The following is an 18,783-nucleotide window of genomic DNA, read 5'->3' as shown; positions in this document are numbered from 1 at the left end:
ACCTTGAGCGGATGAGTGCTTCGTACGCAGAGTAGGCACTCCGCCACAAATTTTGACGGGCATCTTTACACCAAAGTCTGAACCAAAGTTAAAGCGAAATCGCGGCAACGGCAGATTTGGAGGATCTCGGAACGGCCAAATCTAGGCGGTCCGTGACTAGGATTTTAGGTTGAGGGTTGCCCTTATCGCCTCATCGTCTTCAGTCCGCTGAACGACGACGCCATGCCAGCCCAAGCCATCGTAATCCTCGTAGCCGAGTGTCCGGGCGAAAGCGACAATTGAGCCGTTGTTATCATAGTAGCTACCGCGGGCCGTACCTGCCTGGTTCTGAAGCGCAAAATGGCTGAAGAGAAGGTTGGGATTGCTGGAGGCGATGATCCTGTTTGATCCATCGAGCAACATCACGGTCGTTTTCTCTGCTATCTGCGGAGGCAGGTTGGCTTCGGTTTCGACGATCGCCTGTCCCTGCTTCTGCCAGTCAAAATACACACCCAGTGTTCCGAGAGTTTTGCCGTGGAGCGTGCCACCCTCGCGCACTGCCGTTGCATAGACAAGGGCGGCGCGGTTGCCATGCAGATGGCTGTCGCGGACATCGTCGACGATGTAGTCGTCTCCCGACGCGCAGCGTACGGATGCTTGGAACCAGCCGTCGCCTGCAAGCGATCTTCCGGCGGTCTTGCGCTCAAATTCAGGGTTTGCCGAGGCGATCACCTGACCTGAGGCATCTGTCAAAACGAGGTCGAGATAGACGGTGTAGAAGCGATTGATGACCCCAAGTCGTTGGGCAGCGAAGGTCGCCCTTTCCTTTGTCGGCTCCTGCAGCGCCTGCCAAAGCGCGGCATCGGTCGCCCACCACCGCACGTCGGCGGTTCGCTCGAAGAGATTGCGGACGATCAGTTGCACGAGAGTTTGGGCGAGATCGGTAAGCCTTACGCCCTCCATCTCGTTCACGAGCGCTTCCGCCATGACGCGGGAATGCCCGATACGCCCAATGACGTTGCCTTCGAATTTCCCTGAAATGTCGCTTGCGACCTGTGCCAGCCGCTGCACCTCGTTGGCAACGACAGCAAAGCCTTTCCCGGCTTCGCCGGCGCGGGCGGCTTCGATCAACGCATTGATTGCAAGAAGCTTGATCTGCTTGACCACATGCGAGTTCGCGGCGCTGAAACTTTCAAGATCGGTGCCGATTCCCTCCGTTACCGCACGCATCAGCCGCGGTGTGGCGGTCAACCGTTGCTGATCGTTGTCCCTGGATTTGAGCTGCGTCATGGAAATTGCCCCGATAGCGATGCAAGCTGAGAGAAAGAGGACTGAAATATCGGCCAATCAATGCGATTCTATGGTTTCCGAAGCGTTAAGGCGGACACTCATCGGATGAACATTTTTGGGCACATCTCAGATTTGATGAAAATTTGTGCGATCCGATTGATTGAGCATCGAAATTTTCCGATTTTCTATCTGTTCATTCGGCCCGGCGACTGTCACAGTCGAGATGTGCCGAGTCTGGCGCGTCCTCCTGCCTCCAAACAGCAATCCAAGAGTTCAAGACATGCGGTCGGCTACGGGAAACCCGATGAGGGGTATTGCGTTCAAGGTCGGCTCGGTGGTTGTTTTCCTGGCAATGCAGACCTTCATCAAGCTCGCCGGCAGTGACATCCAGCCGGGGCAGGTGACGTTCTGCCGCTCCTTCTTCGCACTGTTTCCCATCATGGCTTACCTTGCCTATCGCGGCCAGTTGCGATCGGCATTCTATACGGCCAATCCGATCGGTCATCTGAAGCGGGGAACGCTCGGCATCATATCAATGGGGCTCGGCTTCTATGGGCTGCTGCACCTGCCGCTGCCGGAAGCCATTGCACTTGGCTACGCGATGCCGCTTGTCGCCGTGATCTTCGCAGCTGTGTTTCTCGGGGAAACTGTCCGAATCTACCGCTGGAGCGCCGTACTTTTCGGGATTGTCGGCGTGGCCATCATATCGTGGCCGAAACTGACCCTTTTCCGTGAGGGCGGGATCCATGCCGAGCAGGCGATTGGCGCGCTAACGGTGTTGCTGGCTTCGGTGCTCGGCGGCATGGCGATGATTCAGGTGCGACGATTGGTCGAGGAAGAGAAGACCGCCACGATCGTCCTCTATTTTTCGATCACCGCCACGGTGTTCTCACTCGTGACAGTGCCGTTCGGCTGGCAGGTCCTTGATCTGGCGCCGCAATTGTTTCTCATCTTGGCCGGCTTCTGTGGGGGCGTGGCGCAGATCCTGTTGACGGAGAGCTACCGGCACGCTGATGTCTCGACGGTTGCGCCGTTCGAATACACATCGATCGTCATCGGCGGTGTCATCGCGTATTTCGTGTTCGGCGATATCCCAAGCGGGGCCACACTCCTGGGGACAGCAATTGTCGTGGCGGCCGGAATATTTATCATCTACCGCGAGCACCAGTTGGATCTGGAGCGCCGTGGGGCACGGCAGGCCGGATCCTGAAGGCCGCCTGCAATCGCAGCTTTGTGACGACGCAACGGAAGTTCTCGCGTTTTGCGGGAGAAATTCAAACGAAATAGTGAACGACATCCGAACAGTTCTTGCGTCTTATGAACTTGACGAAGCATCATTTATTCGCAAATGCGCATGTTATGGGCTGGTCGGACGTCCTGGTGCCTGGGGAGTGCCGACGCCGGATACGCGCGTCGGGAGAAAAATGCCTCTTAGTGCCGAAGACTTGGTTGCGAACCCGAAGTTCATCCTGGCCCTCCGCTTCCATGCGGGGCGTATGCGCGGCATGTTCAACACCGGCCCGCGATTGGCGCGTTTGCTTGCTTCACAACAACGCTGGTTGCTGACGCAGACTGCCTATGCGCTTGCCATGGAGCGCGATCCCGCAGATTCCACGTCGGGCTTCACGGCGGTTCGGCTGACGCGCGAGATCACATCGCACAAGGTGGCCAGCCGCAACACGGTGTTGAGCTTTATCGACGAACTCGTCACCTACCGCTTCATCGCCTATGCACCAGGAGCCGAGCGCCGACGTCCCCGCCAGTTCGAGCCGACGGAAATCAGTCATCAGGCGATGTTTGGCTGGTTGGTCTCCAATCTGGGCGCTCTCGATCTGTTGGACGGCGGAAGCCGGGTTGCCCATGTTGAGGCTCACCCGGAACTGGTCCGCGTCATGCAGCCGCGAATTGCACTCAATTGCCTCCAGGATCCCCAGTGGAGAGAGCCCCCAGAGCATGTGGCGCTCTTCCAGTGGAACGACGCTGGCGGACTGATCGTCATCATCTTGTCTCGCGGATCGATCTGGACGGCGACGATCCCGAGCGCGTCGTGGTCGGTCATGTTGACAGTCGCGCACTGGCGGCGGATTTCATGATATCGCGTACACACTTGCAGCGGCTTTTCGCCAAGGCGGCGCAGCAAGGATGCATTGGTTGGGATACGATCGACAAGAAACCCGTGCTCCGGATGTCGCGTTCGTTTGTCGAGCAATACAGTCGGTGGCAAGCGATCAAGTTCGCCTATGTGGACGACGCGTTCCGCTGCGAGGCGTGATGCCCACGAGGCGCGCGGCCCCTCGAGGATCCAGGTCGGTGAGAATTGCTCAGGCAGGCAACGCGACAAGAGGCCAGCAAATGCCAGCCTCGGCCTCAGTATTGCTGAAAGTCCGCAAAGATCATGGCGGGACGCGCGATGCGCCCGCTGGCGCCAGTCCCGCGAGCAACCATTTGCTCGTTCGTGGCGAAGCCAATGCGGCTGTAGCTTTGCGTTGTGCGGCCTTGCTCGCTAGCAAGGCGAAGGGTTTCAAACCCACAGTGTATAGGACGAAAACGTGCAGTCATTGCCTTGGTTCCTGTTGATTCCTCCCAAGACACAGCAATATATTGCACTGCAACATGAACTTTTCAATGCATTAGAATAAACGGCAGATATGCGAAAAACGCATAGGTGTTTTCACAAAAGATTTGTATTTGCCTATTTTCAGGGCACGTCAGAGCGCTGCCAGTTTGGCCTGAAAAGCCAAAAGATCGTTCCAGGCCAATCGTTTGTTGACTGGTGCCGTCAATAGATCCTGAGGGTGCAATGTCGCAATCGCAGGAATAATGCGGTTTCCGACCGCAATCTCTCGCCATTGCCCGCGCAACCCGTGAATCGTATCGGTTTCGCCAAAAAAGACCCTGGCGGCAAAGTTGCCGAGTACGAGAATCGCCTTCGGCTCGGCAAGAGCAATCTGCCGCTCGATGAAAGGACGGCAAATATCCATTTCGGCGGTCGACGCAATGCGATTGCCCGGTGGTCGCCAGGGAATGACCTGCGTCAGCAATATGGCGTCGCGCTGCAGACCGATTGCCCCGAGCATCTTGTCGAGCAGTTGGCCAGGCCGTCCGGAGAAGGGCTGGCCTTCACGATCATCGTCCGCCCCTGGCGCCGAACCGATCACCATGATCCCGCTGGCCGCATCACCGCTGGCGAAGATCGTCGAGCGTGCGCTGTGCTTGAGATTGCATCCGTTGAATGCCTCGAGCGCCGTTTTCAGTTCCTGAAGCGAACGGGCGCTCTCGGCGGCGAAGCGTGCCTGCTGCACGGCCTCGCCATCCGGGATCGAAGGCTGCGGCCGCTGGGCTGCACGCTCGGGGGCGGGAGCGTTCCTTTGTGTGGTCTGAGCCGCCGGGCGGGCCGTGGACTCCCGAACGTCAGCAGTCTGCGGCGAAGGGACCGTGCTTCGCCTTGCCGCTTTCATTGCCTCGAACTCAGCAAAGCGATCGACAGCTTCCTCCTCGAGCAGCCATTCCACGCCGGCTTCGGCATGGAAATGCAGAAGCGCGGCGAGTTCGCCCGGAGAGAGTTCGCTGACGGAGATCATAACGGTGACCTTAGCGAAGCCGAGACGTCAATGAAAGAGCACGATAGGCGGGAGACGACCTATTGCACCGTCCATTGCGTGATGTCCTCACGTTCGCCAATCAACGCCAAGCCGTGGGCGATGGAAAGCAGTTCGCCGCCGGTCTCGATGCGGTCCTTATCGAAGCGCTCGGTGAAGATGCGGCGCACAGCCGGGACAAACGACGTGCCTCCGGTGAGGAACACCTTGTCGATCATGCCGGATGTCGTGTTCGTCCTTTCCAGCACGTCATCGAGTGCGCCTTCGATCCGTACGAGATCATCTGCAATCCAGCTTTCGAAATCGGCCCGGCGAATCGTCAGGTGGCCTCCGCGGCCGAGGGGCGCGAAGTCGAATGCTGCTTCGTCCGAAGCGGAGAGCGCCATCTTCGTCGCGGATACAGCCTGATAGAGCGGGTAACCTTCATCGTGGTCGACGAGATCGATGAAGGTCTCGAGCTTCTCGGGCTCGAGCGCCGTGCGCACAAGCTTCTTGAGATCCTCGAATTCGCGCGACGTCTTGAAGATGGAGAGCTGGTTCCAGCGACCGAAGCTCGAGTAGTAGTTCGTCGGGACTTCAAGGATTTTGTCGAAACTCTTGAAATGACTCCCCTTGCCGATCTGAGGGGCGACGATGTTGTCGATCATGCGATAGTCAAAGTGATCGCCGGCGATCCCGACACCCGAATGACCGATCGGGGTCGCCGTCAGTTTGCCGGCCACCGTTTCAAACCGGATAAGCGAATAGTCGGTCGTACCGCCGCCGAAGTCGGCGACGAGAACCGTCGCATCGGATTTCAGGTTCTGCGCGAAGTAGAACGCGGCGGCCACCGGTTCGTAGACGTAGTGAACCTCCGGAAAGCCGAAGCGGGACAGCGCCTCGTTATAGCGCTGGGTCGCCAGCGCAGGGTCAGGGTTCGCGCCGGCAAAATGCACGGGGCGGCCGGTGACGATACGCTTGACGTCGGACGGCCAGTTGTCGCCGGCATAGTTCCGGAGGCGCCTGATAAAGACCTCCATCAGGTCCTCGAAACTGTGGCGCTTCGCGTAGACGAGGGTGCCCTGAAAGAGCGCGCTTGCCGCAAAGGTCTTGATCGACTGCAGGAAACGGCAGTCCCCGGGGTTATCGATGAATTGCCGGATTGCCGCGTGGCCGGCCTCGACCTTCAGGGCGGACGTGCCGAGTTGCGGATCCTTCATGAAGGAAAGGGCAGTACGCATGCTGTCGGCAGTTCCGGCCGCACTCGTAAAGGCCATTGAATGCGTTGTCGGCCCGTCAGCCGTGGCCAAGACCGTGTTCGTCGTGCCGAAGTCGAATCCCAGCGCCTGAGCCATGCCCGCACCTCATCAAGTCGATTGTTTTTTGGGAACGGAGGCCAAGCTCCGCTAAGGCGCGAAACAACGCGCCCAAGGAGGGCGCGTGATGCCACAGAGGCCGCCGTTGTTCAAGGCTTGAAGTGAAAAATGCAGCGGGCGCCAATGGCGCCCGCTTGTTCCCTACTCGGCGGCCAATGCCTGAGGTATCTCCTCATCGTGCTCGGTCTTCTTCTTCCGTCCAAAGCTGAGGAGCCAATCGCTAAGCCTGCCCATTTCGACGAAGATCACCGGGGTGATGAAAAGCGTCAATGCTTGCGACACGACGAGACCGCCAACGACGGCAATGCCGAGCGGCTGGCGCAGTTCCGAGCTTGCACCGGTCCCGAGAGCGATGGGAAGCGCGCCGAGGAGGGCGCAGAAGGTCGTCATCATGATCGGGCGGAAGCGTCGAACGCAGGCTTCATGAATCGCCTCCGACGGCGACATGCCGTTGCCGGAGCGCAGGTTCTCCAGCGCCACGTCGATCATCATGATCGCATTCTTCTTGACGATACCGATCAGCATCAGCAGGCCGATGAGCGCGATGATCGAAAGATCGAAGCCCATCACTTTCAACGCCAGCAGGGCACCGAGTGCCGCGGCCGGCAAGCCGGAAAGGATCGTCAGCGGATGAATGAAGCTTTCGTAGAGGACACCCAGCACGACGTAGATCGTCAGCACTGCCGCCAGGATCAACAGCGGCGTGTTGCCCTGGGACTGCTCAAATATCTGCGCCGTGCCACCGTAGGACGTGAAAACGTCTGCTGGCATGTTGATGTCTTTCTTGATCTGGTCGATCGCCGCCGTGGCATCGCCAAGCGCTTCGCCGGCCGGCAGGTTGAAGGAGACTGTCGTCGAGACAAGCTGACCGGTCTGGTTGATCGTCACCGGCCCCGTCGTGCGTTCTACCCTTGCGAAGTTGGACAAGGGAACGAGGGCGCCGTTGCTTGAAGCGACGCGGATTTCCTGAAGCTTCTGGTCGTCCCAGGGCTTGCTCGTATCGTACTCGACGATCACGTCATAGCTGTCGCCGGTCGACTGGATCTGGGCGGCGGTGTATCCGCCAAAGGCTTCCTGCAGGGTCGTCCGCAGCTGTCCGTCGGTAATCCCGAAGGCTGCCGCCTTCTCCGTGTCGACGACGATATTGGCCTGCAGGGCATTGTTCTGCGCATCTGAGGCGACGTCGGTGAAACGCGGATCGGAACGCATGGCCTGCTGAATCTTGTCTGCCCAGACGTTTGTCTGATCGGCGCTCAGCGCCTGAACGACGAGCTGGTATTGGCTCGCCGTCTGACGGCCGCCGAAGCGGAGGCTCTGTTGCGGCGTGATGTAGGCCTGCAGCCCAGGAATCTTGCCGATGCTCGCCCGCAATTCCCGTAACGTCTGCTCAAGCGGTGGACGCTGATCCTTGTCCTTGAGTTCGACAAACATCGTGCCGTTGTTCAACGGACTGCGTGCGTTGCCGCCGACAATCGACATCACGTGATTGACGGCGGGATTCTGCTTCACGAGTTCCGCTGCCTGGTTCTGCAACGCTTGCATCGCCGGATAGGAGATGTCCTGGCGTGCGCGCGTCGAGATGTTGAGGCGTCCAATATCTTCGGTGGGGAAGAAGCTGGATGGCAGCGTCATGAAGAGATAGACAGTCAGGCCAACCGACGCCACGAACAGGGCGAGGACGGCTGGACGATGCTTCAGGCACCAGCCGACCGATTTTTCATATCCTCTGAGTGTCCGCTCGAAACCGGCATCGAACCAACGGATGAAGAAGGGCGGGCGGTCGTGGCCACTGCCGAGCCGTGATGCCAGCATCGGCGTCACCGTGAGCGAGACAATCGCGGAGGCGACGATCGCGATCGCAACGACCATGCCGAACTCGTTGAAGATGCGGCCGACGACGCCGCCCATCAACAGGATCGGAATGAAGACGGCAATCAGCGACACGGACATGGAAATGATGGTGTAGCTGACTTCGCCGGCGCCTTTGATCGCCGCATCGAGAACCGGCATCCCTTCCTCGACATGCCGGAGAATGTTTTCCAGCATGACGATCGCGTCATCGACGACAAGGCCGACTGCGAGCGTTAGTCCGAGCAGCGAGATGTTGTCGATGCTGTATCCGAGCACGTACATCATGCCGAAGGTGGTAATCAGCGACAGCGGCACGGCAAGGCCCGGAATGATCGTCGCCGTCAGGTGACCGGTAAAGAGGTAGATGACCAGGACGACGAGGCCGATCGTCAGGAGCAGCGTAAACTTCACGTCCGTGATCGCGTCCTTGATCGGCTGCGCAGAGTCGTTCATGACCTTTGTCGAAACAGAGGCGGGGATTTCGGCGTGCAGACCCGGCAGCTTCGCCCTGATTGCGTCGACGACCTCGACGGTATTGGCATCGGGCTGGCGTTGAATGGCAAGAATGATGCTGCGGTTGCCGTCGTACCAGCTGCCGGTATTCTGGTTCTGAACGCTGTCCTGCACGTCGGCGACGTCGCCGAGGTGGATCGGTGCGCCGTTGGGATTGGCAATGACAAGCGTACGGAACTCGTCGGCATTGGTCCGCTGAGTGTCCGCATTGATCGTCATGCTTTGCGAGTCGTTCTGCAGGGAGCCGACGGGAACCTGGCTGTTGGCAGCGACCAGCGCCTGGTTGACGGTATCGATACCGATGCCGCGGTTGAGAAGCTTGTTGGGATCGACCTCGACCCGGACCGCGTAGGTCTGCGCACCGAATACCGAAACCTCAGCCACGCCGGGAAGTGTTGAAAGGGACGGCGAGATGATGTCCTCGGCGATCTCGTCGAGCTTGCTGCGGGGCATGGTGTCGCTTTGCACGGCAAGCAGCATGACCGGCGCATCGGCGGGGTTCGTCTTGCGATAGCTTGGCGGCGTCGTCATGTTGTCGGGCAATTGCCGCGTGGCATGCGAGATCGCTGCCTGAACATCGGCTGCTGCCGCATCGATGTTGCGATTGAGATCGAACTGCAGAACGATGCTGGTGTTGCCGAGGGAGTTCGTGGCGCTGATTTCGCTGATGCCGGGAATGGTCTGGAACTGCTTGATCAGCGGCGTGGAGACCGAAGTCGCCATCGTCTGCGGTGAGGCGCCGGTCAGCGCGGCCGAGACGTTGATCGTCGGGAAGTCGACCTGCGGCAGGGCTGCCACCGGCACGAGTTGGTAGCCGGCAAGGCCGGCAAGCACGACGCCGATGGCAAGCAGCGTCGTTGCAACAGGACGTCGGATACAGAAATTTGGTATCATTCTTCCGTGCCCGCTGTGATGATTTCGGTTTTGCCTGCCGTTTGGTCAACCGAGGCGACATTCAATGCCTTGTCGTCGAACTGTTCCTTGACCGGCTGCTGGTCGACCAGCTGCGCCTGTCCCTCGATGATGACGTGATCGCCCTCGGACAGGCCTTGCGAGACGGCGGTGAAACCACCGTTCGCGCGCGCCACGGTGACGGGTGTCACATGAGCCTTGCCGTCGCGCGCGACAATGGCGAAGAAGCCGTCGGCGCCGGGACTGACAGCAACGGTCGGGACCACGACCTGCTGTTCATTGTTGTTGAAGTGGACAACGATGTTGACCGATTGCCCGGGCCATAAAGCGCCGGACGCGTTCTCAAACTTCGCCTTCGCGAGAATTGTGCCGGACGCAGGATCGACGGTGTTGTCGTAAAAGCTGATATGGCCCTGACGTGGCTTGGCCTTGTCGGATTGAGGAACGGTGCTGACGTCCACCGGGCCTGCGGCAAGTGCAAGCTTCAACTGCCGGAGGTCGCGTTCCTGCAGGTGGAATTTCACGTAGATCGGATCGTACTTTGCGATCGTCACGATCGCGGAGCCGGCGTTCACAAAGGCGCCTGGGCTCACGGCGATATCGCCAAGGCGTCCGTCGAAGGGCGCGCGAATATCGGTATGCTCAAGCAGGACCTGATCGGCGGCAAGCGCGGCCTTATCGGCCTCTACGGTCGCGGCTGCCGTATCGCGGGCCGCCTTTGCCTGATCGTAGCTTTGCTGTGTGCCAGCCTTGGAGCTCAAAAGGTCATTGGCGCGTGCCAGCGCTGTCTCGGACTCCGACAGGGTGGCTTGGTCGCGGACCACCATGGCGCTGTCCTTGTCGACTGTTGCCTGTGCGGTGCGGGCATCAAGCTTGGCGATCAGATCTCCCTGTTTGACGGTGGCGCCGTCCGAGGCAAGGATCTGCGTAACGATCCCCTGTTCCTGGGCCGCGATCGTGGTGTTGTCGTCCGCATCTGCCCAGCCCGAAGCTGTGACGTCCCGGGGCAAAACAGTCTTCACTGCTGCGACAGTCTTGACCAGCGTTGGTCCGCCGTTGCGGTTGCGACCCTTGCTGCCGCCCTTCTGATCACCGGATTTCTGCGATGCATCGCCCGCCGTTTGGTGGCCGCCGTCGGCGGCATCGGCCTGCGGCTGAGCGTGGGGCAAAAATTGCGAAAGATACGGGATTCGTTCCCTGTATTGCCAAGCGCCAACGCTGGCAGCAGCTATAATGCAGGCCGTGATCAAAAGTTTCTTCATATGCGAGACCGGTTTGGGCGAGTTGCGCGAAAATCAAGGCTCTATTGAACCACGTCTATTACGGCGCAAAAAAGACACAATTGCCGAACCGACCATCACTAAGTGGTTATAATGGCTTAAATTTTTGTAATGAAAGAATGAGCTGAAATACTATTTGTTGGGCATCGGCGATCCGCCGTAGCCGACACTTTCCCAATTTCCCCTTTTCAATCAGACGGATCGCGCCGCTCCGCCGTCGCAGCGTACAAGACTGCCCGTGATGTAGCTCGCGGGCTGGCTGCAAAGAAAGGCGGCGGTTGCAGCGAACTCTTCGACCGTCCCATAGCGACCGACGGGGATTGCGGCCTCCTTAGCAGAGCGGATTTCATCGAGGCTCTTGCCGGTGCGCTTGGCGGCCGCCCCATCTACCTCGTCGGTGCGGCCGGTCAGAATGCTCCCGGGAAGCAGAAGGTTTGACGTGACCCCAAAGCGTCCGATCTCCGTTGCCAGCGTCTTGCTCCAACCGGCGAGGGCGGGGCGCAGCGTGTTCGAAAGAGCGAGGTTGGTGATCGGTTCGATGACGCCCGACGACGCGACAGTGAGAATGCGCCCCCAGCCTTGTTCCTTCATGGATGGCAACAATGCGTTGGTGAGCGCGATCACCCGCAGCACCATGGAGAAGAAATAGGTCTCCAGTTTCTCGGGCGTCATGTCCTGCGTCGTTCCTGGCGTGGGGCCGCCGGTATTGTTGACCAGGATATCGATGCCACCAAGCTTTTCATGCACGGCGGCGGTCACGGTCTCGACGAAATTCTCGTCCGAGAGATCGGCCCAGATCCAATCCGCCTTGCCATTTCCTTCGGCGTTGATGGCGCGGCAGTTTGCCTCCAGCGTCTCGCCGCTGCGGCCGCAGAGAAGAACGTTCGCGCCCTCACGTGCCAAAGCCACGGCGATGCCATGCCCCAATCCGCGCGACGATGCCAGAACGAGTGCGCGCTTGCCCTTGATGCCCAGATCCATGTCAATTTCTCCATTTGTCCGTCTTTCTATACGGCGCGCCGACGGGAGACGAAAGCGGCGTCTGGCACTGTTTATGATTTGACGCTTACGTAAGCTGCATATATTTATCTGGCGCTAGAAATGCTGTTGCGCGAATTGGGGGATTCGCTGTCGTTTCCCGGCTCGACAATAGAGCTCTGTTTTGCCAAGAGATAACCCCATCACGGGGAATGTGGCCGCGATGTCGGCCGAGCGGAGATGATGCATGACCGATACGACTGAACTGCCCGAGCGCGAAAGCATGGAATTTGACGTTGTGATCGTCGGTGGCGGTCCTGCGGGGTTGTCGGCTGCGATCCGTCTGAAACAGATTAACCCGGAACTGTCGGTCGTCGTGCTCGAGAAGGGGGCTGAGGTCGGCGCGCACATCCTGTCAGGTGCCGTCGTCGATCCCATCGGCATCGACCGTCTGCTGCCTGGCTGGCGCGATGAGGCTGATCATCCGTTCAAGACCGAAGTGACGGACGACCACTTCCTGGTGCTCGGCCCGGCAGGCTCGGTGCGCCTGCCGAATTTCATGATGCCGCCGCTGATGAGCAACCACGGCAACTACATCGTTTCGCTTGGCAACGTCTGTCGCTGGCTCGCCACAAAGGCGGAAGAACTCGGCGTCGAGATCTATCCGGGTTTTGCCGCGACCGAGGTGCTCTACAGCGACGAGGGTGCCGTCGTCGGTGTGGCCACCGGCGACATGGGCATCGAGAAGAACGGCGAGCCCGGCCCGAACTACACCCGCGGCATGGCGCTAACAGGCAAGTATGTGCTGATCGGCGAGGGGGTCCGCGGTTCGCTTGCCAAGCAGTTGATCGCCAAGTTCGATCTGTCGAGGGATCGCCAGCCGCAAAAGTTCGGTATCGGCATCAAGGAACTCTGGCAGGTGAAGCCCGAGCACCACAGCCGAGGTCTCGTGCAGCACTCGTTCGGCTGGCCGCTCGGCATGAAGACCGGCGGCGGCTCCTTCCTTTACCACCTCGAAGACAATCTCGTTGCCGTCGGCTTCGTCGTCCACCTGAACTACAAGAACCCTTACCTGTATCCCTTCGAGGAGTTCCAGCGCTTCAAGACGCATCCGGCGATCCGCACGACCTTCGAGGGCGGCAAACGGCTGTCCTATGGTGCGCGTGCGATCACCGAGGGCGGCTATCAGTCTGTACCGAAGTTATCCTTCCCCGGCGGCGCCCTGATTGGCTGTTCGGCGGGCTTCGTCAACGTGCCGCGCATCAAGGGCAGCCACAACGCGGTGCTGTCGGGCATGATGGCAGCGGACCGGATTGCCGCGGCGATTGCAGCCGGTCGCGCCAATGACGAGGTGGTCGAGATCGAGAACGACTGGCGCTCAAGCGACATCGGTAAGGACCTGAAGAGGGTGCGAAACGTCAAGCCGCTGTGGTCGAAGTTCGGCACGGCAATCGGCGTGGCGCTCGGCGGTTTCGACATGTGGACGAACCAGCTCTTCGGCCTTTCGATCTTCGGTACGCTCAGGCACGGCAAGACGGATGCGGCCTCGCTGGAGCCGGCCGCCAAGCACAAGCCGATCGCCTACCCGAAGCCCGACGGCGTTCTCACCTTCGACCGTCTGTCCTCGGTGTTCCTGTCGAACACCAACCACGAGGAAGACCAGCCGGTGCATCTGCAGGTGAAGGACATGGCGCTGCAGAAGTCGTCCGAGCACGACATCTATGCCGGTCCTTCGACGCGCTACTGTCCGGCCGGCGTTTACGAATGGGTGGAGAAGGATGGGCAAGAGACCTTTGTCATCAACGCCCAGAACTGCGTCCACTGCAAGACCTGCGACATCAAGGACCCCAACCAGAACATCAACTGGGTGCCGCCGCAGGGCGGCGAGGGACCGGTCTATCCGAATATGTAAGAAGCAGTCATGAGCAACGCCTGCGCCATACGGCAGGCGCGTCTCGATGAGCTGCCGCGCCTGACTGAGATCGAGCTCGATGCCTTCGCGACGCTGGCGGGGCGCTCGGCGTTATCAGGGAAGCGCACGCGCTGCCACACGATTTGTTGCGGGGGTCGCTCGATGCGGGCCTGCTGCTCGTTGCCGCCGATGACGGCGACTGTCCGGTCGGCTTTCTCGCGGTCGAGGAAATCGAAGGCACGCTCTATGTGAACGAACTGGATGTTTGCCCGGATTGGCAGCGCAGGGGTGTCGGGCGGCGTCTGATGTCGGCTGCAATCGAGATGGCGCAGCAGCGTCGGCTATCGGCACTGACGCTGACAACGGATCGCTACGTACCGTTCAACGCGCCCTTCTACGCCTCCCTCGGCTTTGTGCTGCCGAGTGTCGAAGCCGTTCCGCATTTCCTGAAGAAAAAGCTGGATCACGAAATCGCGGTTGGGATGGATCCGGAACGACGGGTTGCGATGGTTCTTACGCTGAAGCGATAGCGGCATGGAACAATAGAGTGAGCCGGCGGATTGGCCGCCCGCCCGAACTGCGGAGTTGCTATCGGCGTGAGGCGATGCCGGTCGAGAGTGCTACGCCGAGCCCGGTGATAACAGCGGCGGCGATCTCGGCGATGCCGATTTCCTCCCCACGCAATAGGCCGCCGCCGATCGTTGCCAGCACCGGCGTGATTGCCGTGAAGGCAGCTGCCTGGGTGCCGCCCAGCGCATGAACCGCAAGGCCGTAGGCGACCGTGGCAGCAAGGCCGGACAGCACGCCTTGGCTCAGTACCTGCAAGCCGACCTCACCAAGTGGTGCGCTGGCAATCGACGTACCGAAGGCGACGGCCAGACCGATGTGGATGAGAAATGACCAGATGGCGATGAGCGCGCTGGCCTGCAGAGCCGTCAGGCCGGAGCGGCGAAAGGCATGCGTGTAGCTTGCCCATAGGATCGCTCCCATCGGTAGCAGAACAAAGCTGGTCCAGGGTAGTGCCGCACCGGCGAGACTGCGGACCAGTAGGATGGCAACGCCGCCGACGATCGCGGCAAGACCGAGCACGCGCATGAAGTCCGGTCGTTCCCGGAAGACGATGACGCCGATCAGCGCAGTGGCAAGCGGCATGGACCCCCCGAGCAGAATACCGGCGGCGGATGCCGGGGTCGAGTGAATGGCCGACGTGGTCAGCTGGAAGAAAACGGCGCCAGCGCCCGCGACCATCGGGGCAAGCAGGCGGAGCGGCACGCCTTTCGGCAGCAATCCAGTCTTCAGCCAGACGGGCGCCAGAACAAGCATCGGAATACCGTAGCGGATCAGGCCGATATCGATCGTGCCAAGCTGCGTCGCCGCGCTGTGACGCGTCGCCAGGATCCACGCTGCCCAAATGAGGACGGTGACGACGGCGCCGGCATATCCGACAGATGTCGACGTGGACTTTTCATTGTTCGTGAAGGTAACGGCGCTCATCGATCTCTCCTCTCGTGATCGTCCGGATTGCTGTCCGGTTGAGAGAAGAATAAGCGGAAACGGCGAGGCATGTCCTTGCTATCTATGCCGCCAAAATACTGGTATGAGCAATTATCTGCCAATCACGCCAAAGGATTTTATCGAACATGCCAAATCTTGATAAATTCGATCTGGCGATATTGGAATGCCTCCAGGAGGATGCCCGGGCGACCAACGTGGAGATTGCCGAAAAGGTCAATTTGTCGCCGTCCCCCTGTCTGCGGCGTATCCGCAATCTGGAAAAGACCGGCGTAATACGCGGCTACCGCGCCGATATCGACCGCAAGGAAGTCGGTCTCGGCCTGACGGTTTTCGTCGAGCTCAAGGTCGCCCATCACAGCCGCGAGAACGCGCAGGCGCAGGAGGCGGCATTGCTCGCCATTCCCGAGGTGGTGTCGTGTTTTCTAATATCGGGAACGGCCGACTTTCTTGCGGAGGTGGTGGTCGAGGATCTCGCAGCCTATGAGCGGCTGCTGACGGACACGCTGCTGACCCTGCCGAATGTCAGCGATATCCGCTCGAACTTTGCCATTCGCAGCATGAAAACCCACGGAGCGCTGAAGCTGCCGGAACTGAAATAGAAACGGGGCCAATCGGCCCCGTTTTCTTGCTTAGAGCAGCGTGCCACTGAGGATCAGCAGCGCGACCGAGAAGTAGATCACCAGCCCGCTCACATCGACGAGCGTGGCGACCAACGGGGCGGAGGCGCTTGCCGGATCAAGCCGCAGCCTCTGCAGGATGAACGGCAGCATGGAGCCCGCCAGCGAACCAAACGTGACAATGCCGATCAGTGCGGTAAAGATCGTGACGCCGACCAGGACCCAGTGCTCGCCGTAGTCATAGAGCCCGATTTTTTGCCAGAGCACGATGCGGGCGAAACCGACCAATCCCAGGATCGTGCCGAGCACGATACCCGTCGGCAGCTCGCGCATCAGCACGCGCCACCAGTCGGAGAGCTTGAGCTCGCCGAGCGCCAGCGCCCGGATGATCAGCGATGTCGCCTGCGACCCGCTGTTGCCGCCAGAGCTCATGATCAGCGGCACGAACAGCGTCAGCACGATCGCCTTCTCAACCTCGCCTTCGAAATGCTGCATGGCGCTTGCCGTCAGCATTTCGCCGAGGAAGAGGGCGCACAGCCAACCAGCACGCTTGCGGATCATGCCGGCAAAGCTGATCTTGGTGTAGGGCTTGCCGAGGGCTTCCATACCACCGAATTTCTGGGCGTCTTCGGTCTGGTCGGCGATCATCGTGTCGATGACGTCGTCGACCGTGACGATGCCGAGCATGTGGCCGTCCTCGCTGACGACGGGCAGGGCGAGCAGATTATGCTTGCGGATCAGCCGGGCGACATCTTCCTGCGTCATCAGCGGATCGGCACGCACAACCCCTTCCTTCTGCGCAACGGTCAGGACCGATTCGCCGGGCTCGCCGGTGATGAGGCGGCGGAGTGTGACGACGCTCGTCAGCGCGCGGCTGACCGCATCGAGGACGTAGATCGCATAGACCGTCTCGCGCGAACGCTCGACTTTGCGCACGTGCTCCAGCGTCTGTTCGACAGTCCAGGTGTCGGGCACGCTGACGAATTCGGTCGTCATGATGCTGCCGGCCGTGCGGGGCGGATACCCCATCAGGTGCTGGACGGCGAGACAGGTCGTGCGGTCCAGCCGCGAGAAGAGGTGTGCACGAACCTCCTCGTTCATTTCCTGAAAGAGGTCGGCGACACGGTCGTTTGCCACGGCGTTCAACAGCCGTGCGGCATGCTCGACCGGCATGTCTGCAAGGATCGCGGCGGCGTGATGCAACTCGGGACGTCCGAGAATGCGTACGGCCTTTTGCTGCGGCAGCGTAACCAGGATTGCTGCGGCTTCGGAAATTTCAAGTGTGTTCAGCTGTTCGACGCGCTCGGCCGTGGTGATCGGGCCGAGGTGGTCGCTGCTGAAGAAACGAGCGGCATGGCCCGCCCGCAGTGGGAAGCGATTGATGTTCATAGGCTCGCCTTTCCGTCGATCCGCCGTAGCGTCCGACGGGCGAGCCCGACGGAGTCAGGTCAGCGCACGAGGGCCGCGTACGGCAAAGGCAATCGACTGCTACTGTCGCTTGGCATCGTGATGATGGCTCCGTTGATATCCGCGGAAAATGGAGGTGATCCGCGTAAGGCTCTAGGTGGTCTCAATTGTCAAAAAAGTCAAGCGCTTGAGGTGCTTGATGCCAGAATGCCGCACCTTCCGGCGCGGCATATCGTTCGAGCAGCGTTCTTTCGAATTTGCGGGCCGCTGTCGACTGTGCGTTGGCGCCGGGGCGGCCGCGTCAGGCGCTCCGGTCTCGGCGATCGAGGCTTCGAGACGCCACGAACACAAAGATGCCGATAAACGACAGGATCGCGCCGACATAGCCTGTGGCGGCGAAGCCATAGCCCCGTGCGATAACCAGGCCGCCGAGCCAGGCGCCCAGCGCATTCGCAATATTGAATGCCGAGTGGTGAGATGCGGCAGCAAGCGTCTGCGCATCCGCCGCGACATCCATCAATCGGGTCTGGACAGCGGGACCGGCAGCAAAGCCGCAACCGATGCAGAATACGCAAAGCGCCAGCATGAACGGATTGGCAGCCGTCAGGGAAAACAGCGTCAGCACGACGATGTTGAACACAAGGCAACCACCGATCGTTCCCATCAGCGATTTGTCGGCAAACCAGGAGCCGACGACATTGCCGACGTTCATGCCGATGCCGAAGATGATCAGCATCACGGCGACCATACTCTCCGGCAGCATTGCGACCTCGGTCGTGGTTGGTGCGATATAGCTAAACATGGCGAACATGCCACCGAAGCCGACGGATGCCGTGGCGAGCGTCAACAGGACCTGCGGACGCTTGAATGCGCCGAGCTCCCGCTTAAAGCTTGCGCCCTCGGCAACTCGGTCGCATGGCACGTAGTACCAGATCAGGGCGACCGTCAGCAGGCCGATGATTCCAACGATCGTAAAGGCAAGCCGCCAGTTGAGAGACTGCCCGAAAACGGTGGCGAGCGGAGTTCCCAGGAGGGTCGCGACCGTCAACCCGAGCATCACGCGGCCGACGGCGCGAGCGCGCTTGTGCATCGGCACCATGGATGCCGCGACGATTGCGGCAACGCCGAAGTAGGCGCCATGCGGCAACCCCGTGATGAAGCGCATCAACGTGAAGCTCTCGAAGGTCGGTGCCATCGCGCTCAACAGGTTGCCGACGGCAAAGATGCCCATGACGAGGAGGAGCAGCAAGCGGCGCGCCATCTTTGCGGCGAGAACCGCGATGATTGGAGCGCCGATAACGACGCCGAGCGCATAGGCGCTGATCACGTAGCCGGCCTGCGGCGTCGTCACCGAGAAGGTATCGGCGACGTTAGGCAAAAGACCCATGATCGCGAATTCGCCGGTGCCTATGCCGAAGCCGCCGCAGGCAAGCGCCAGTTGTACGAGCGCAATTGCCGCCGGAGACGGGGCCTCTTCTGCCGCCATCGTTTCTATGGAATCGTTTACGGCGACCTGGCTCAAGAGGCACTCCTTGGCGTTCGATAGGTGACATACGGGACGGGACGCAAGATGCG

Annotated in this window: 14 protein-coding genes and 1 pseudogene; 5 read left to right on the top strand and 10 right to left on the bottom strand. The window is 60.3% G+C overall.

The window, feature by feature from the left end:
- Nucleotides 1-156: 156 nt before the first annotated feature.
- Nucleotides 157-1,269, bottom strand: coding sequence for a methyl-accepting chemotaxis protein (locus C934_RS36170; RefSeq protein WP_018857478.1), 1,113 nt, complete (start codon nucleotides 1,267-1,269; stop codon nucleotides 157-159).
- 280 nt (nucleotides 1,270-1,549) lie between these two features.
- On the opposite strand from C934_RS36170, the gene C934_RS0115010 reads away from it, so the two are divergent.
- Together C934_RS0115010 and C934_RS31975 are read left to right on the top strand one after the other, a co-directional pair.
- Complete coding sequence (locus tag C934_RS0115010; protein ID WP_026371817.1) at nucleotides 1,550-2,479, top strand: DMT family transporter; 930 nt, start codon at nucleotides 1,550-1,552, stop codon at nucleotides 2,477-2,479.
- A gap of 214 nt (nucleotides 2,480-2,693) precedes the next feature.
- Nucleotides 2,694-3,541 (top strand): annotated as a pseudogene (locus tag C934_RS31975) (hypothetical protein).
- Nucleotides 3,542-3,636: 95 nt separating this feature from the next.
- Here the strand turns inward: C934_RS31975 and C934_RS35635 are convergent.
- The 6 genes from C934_RS35635 to C934_RS0114975 all read right to left on the bottom strand — a co-directional run bounded on the left by C934_RS35635 (nucleotide 3,637) and on the right by C934_RS0114975 (nucleotide 11,760).
- Entirely contained in the window at nucleotides 3,637-3,828 is a 192-nt protein-coding gene (locus tag C934_RS35635; protein WP_018857476.1) for a hypothetical protein, read from the bottom strand.
- 149 nt (nucleotides 3,829-3,977) lie between these two features.
- A complete protein-coding gene (locus C934_RS0114995) occupies nucleotides 3,978-4,850 on the bottom strand; it encodes a uracil-DNA glycosylase (RefSeq protein WP_018857475.1) in 873 nt (290 codons plus the stop codon).
- Between the two features lie 59 nt (nucleotides 4,851-4,909).
- Nucleotides 4,910-6,202: an Hsp70 family protein gene (locus C934_RS0114990; RefSeq protein WP_018857474.1), complete on the bottom strand. Its 1,293-nt coding sequence runs from the start codon at nucleotides 6,200-6,202 to the stop codon at nucleotides 4,910-4,912.
- A gap of 162 nt (nucleotides 6,203-6,364) precedes the next feature.
- Entirely contained in the window at nucleotides 6,365-9,481 is a 3,117-nt protein-coding gene (locus C934_RS0114985; protein WP_018857473.1) for an efflux RND transporter permease subunit, read from the bottom strand.
- The gene (locus tag C934_RS0114980; RefSeq protein ID WP_018857472.1) at nucleotides 9,478-10,761 is read right to left on the bottom strand and encodes an efflux RND transporter periplasmic adaptor subunit; all 1,284 of its coding nucleotides are present in this window, start codon (nucleotides 10,759-10,761) and stop codon (nucleotides 9,478-9,480) included. The genes C934_RS0114985 and C934_RS0114980 overlap by 4 nt, the downstream gene beginning before the upstream one ends.
- A 210-nt stretch (nucleotides 10,762-10,971) precedes the next feature.
- Nucleotides 10,972-11,760, bottom strand: coding sequence for an SDR family oxidoreductase (locus C934_RS0114975; RefSeq protein WP_018857471.1), 789 nt, complete (start codon nucleotides 11,758-11,760; stop codon nucleotides 10,972-10,974).
- A 244-nt stretch (nucleotides 11,761-12,004) separates the two neighbouring features.
- Here C934_RS0114975 and C934_RS0114970 point away from each other — a divergent pair, with 244 nt between their 5' ends.
- Together C934_RS0114970 and C934_RS0114965 are read left to right on the top strand one after the other, a co-directional pair.
- A complete protein-coding gene (locus C934_RS0114970; RefSeq protein WP_018857470.1) occupies nucleotides 12,005-13,669 on the top strand; it encodes an electron transfer flavoprotein-ubiquinone oxidoreductase in 1,665 nt (554 codons plus the stop codon).
- 146 nt (nucleotides 13,670-13,815) lie between these two features.
- Complete coding sequence (locus C934_RS0114965) at nucleotides 13,816-14,199, top strand: GNAT family N-acetyltransferase (protein WP_018857469.1); 384 nt, start codon at nucleotides 13,816-13,818, stop codon at nucleotides 14,197-14,199.
- 58 nt (nucleotides 14,200-14,257) lie between these two features.
- Here C934_RS0114965 and C934_RS0114960 read toward each other — a convergent pair whose 3' ends face one another.
- A complete protein-coding gene (locus tag C934_RS0114960) occupies nucleotides 14,258-15,163 on the bottom strand; it encodes a DMT family transporter (protein WP_018857468.1) in 906 nt (301 codons plus the stop codon).
- 146 nt (nucleotides 15,164-15,309) lie between these two features.
- Between C934_RS0114960 and C934_RS0114955 the strand changes: the two genes are divergently transcribed.
- Nucleotides 15,310-15,783 (top strand): Lrp/AsnC family transcriptional regulator, encoded by a 474-nt coding sequence (locus tag C934_RS0114955; RefSeq protein WP_018857467.1) that lies wholly within the window; start codon nucleotides 15,310-15,312, stop codon nucleotides 15,781-15,783.
- A gap of 30 nt (nucleotides 15,784-15,813) precedes the next feature.
- Here the strand turns inward: C934_RS0114955 and mgtE are convergent, their stop codons facing one another.
- Nucleotides 15,814-17,190, bottom strand: a complete 1,377-nt coding sequence (gene mgtE / locus C934_RS0114950; protein ID WP_018857466.1) for a magnesium transporter — start codon at nucleotides 17,188-17,190, stop codon at nucleotides 15,814-15,816.
- Nucleotides 17,191-17,509: 319 nt separating this feature from the next.
- Complete coding sequence (locus tag C934_RS0114945) at nucleotides 17,510-18,730, bottom strand: MFS transporter (protein WP_018857465.1); 1,221 nt, start codon at nucleotides 18,728-18,730, stop codon at nucleotides 17,510-17,512.
- Nucleotides 18,731-18,783 lie beyond the last annotated feature (53 nt).

Source organism: Rhizobium sp. 42MFCr.1 (assembly GCF_000377185.1).
Taxonomy (GTDB): domain Bacteria; phylum Pseudomonadota; class Alphaproteobacteria; order Rhizobiales; family Rhizobiaceae; genus Rhizobium; species Rhizobium altiplani.
Note: the sequence above shows the minus strand (reverse complement) of the source record. Positions and strands in the feature narration are given on the sequence as shown.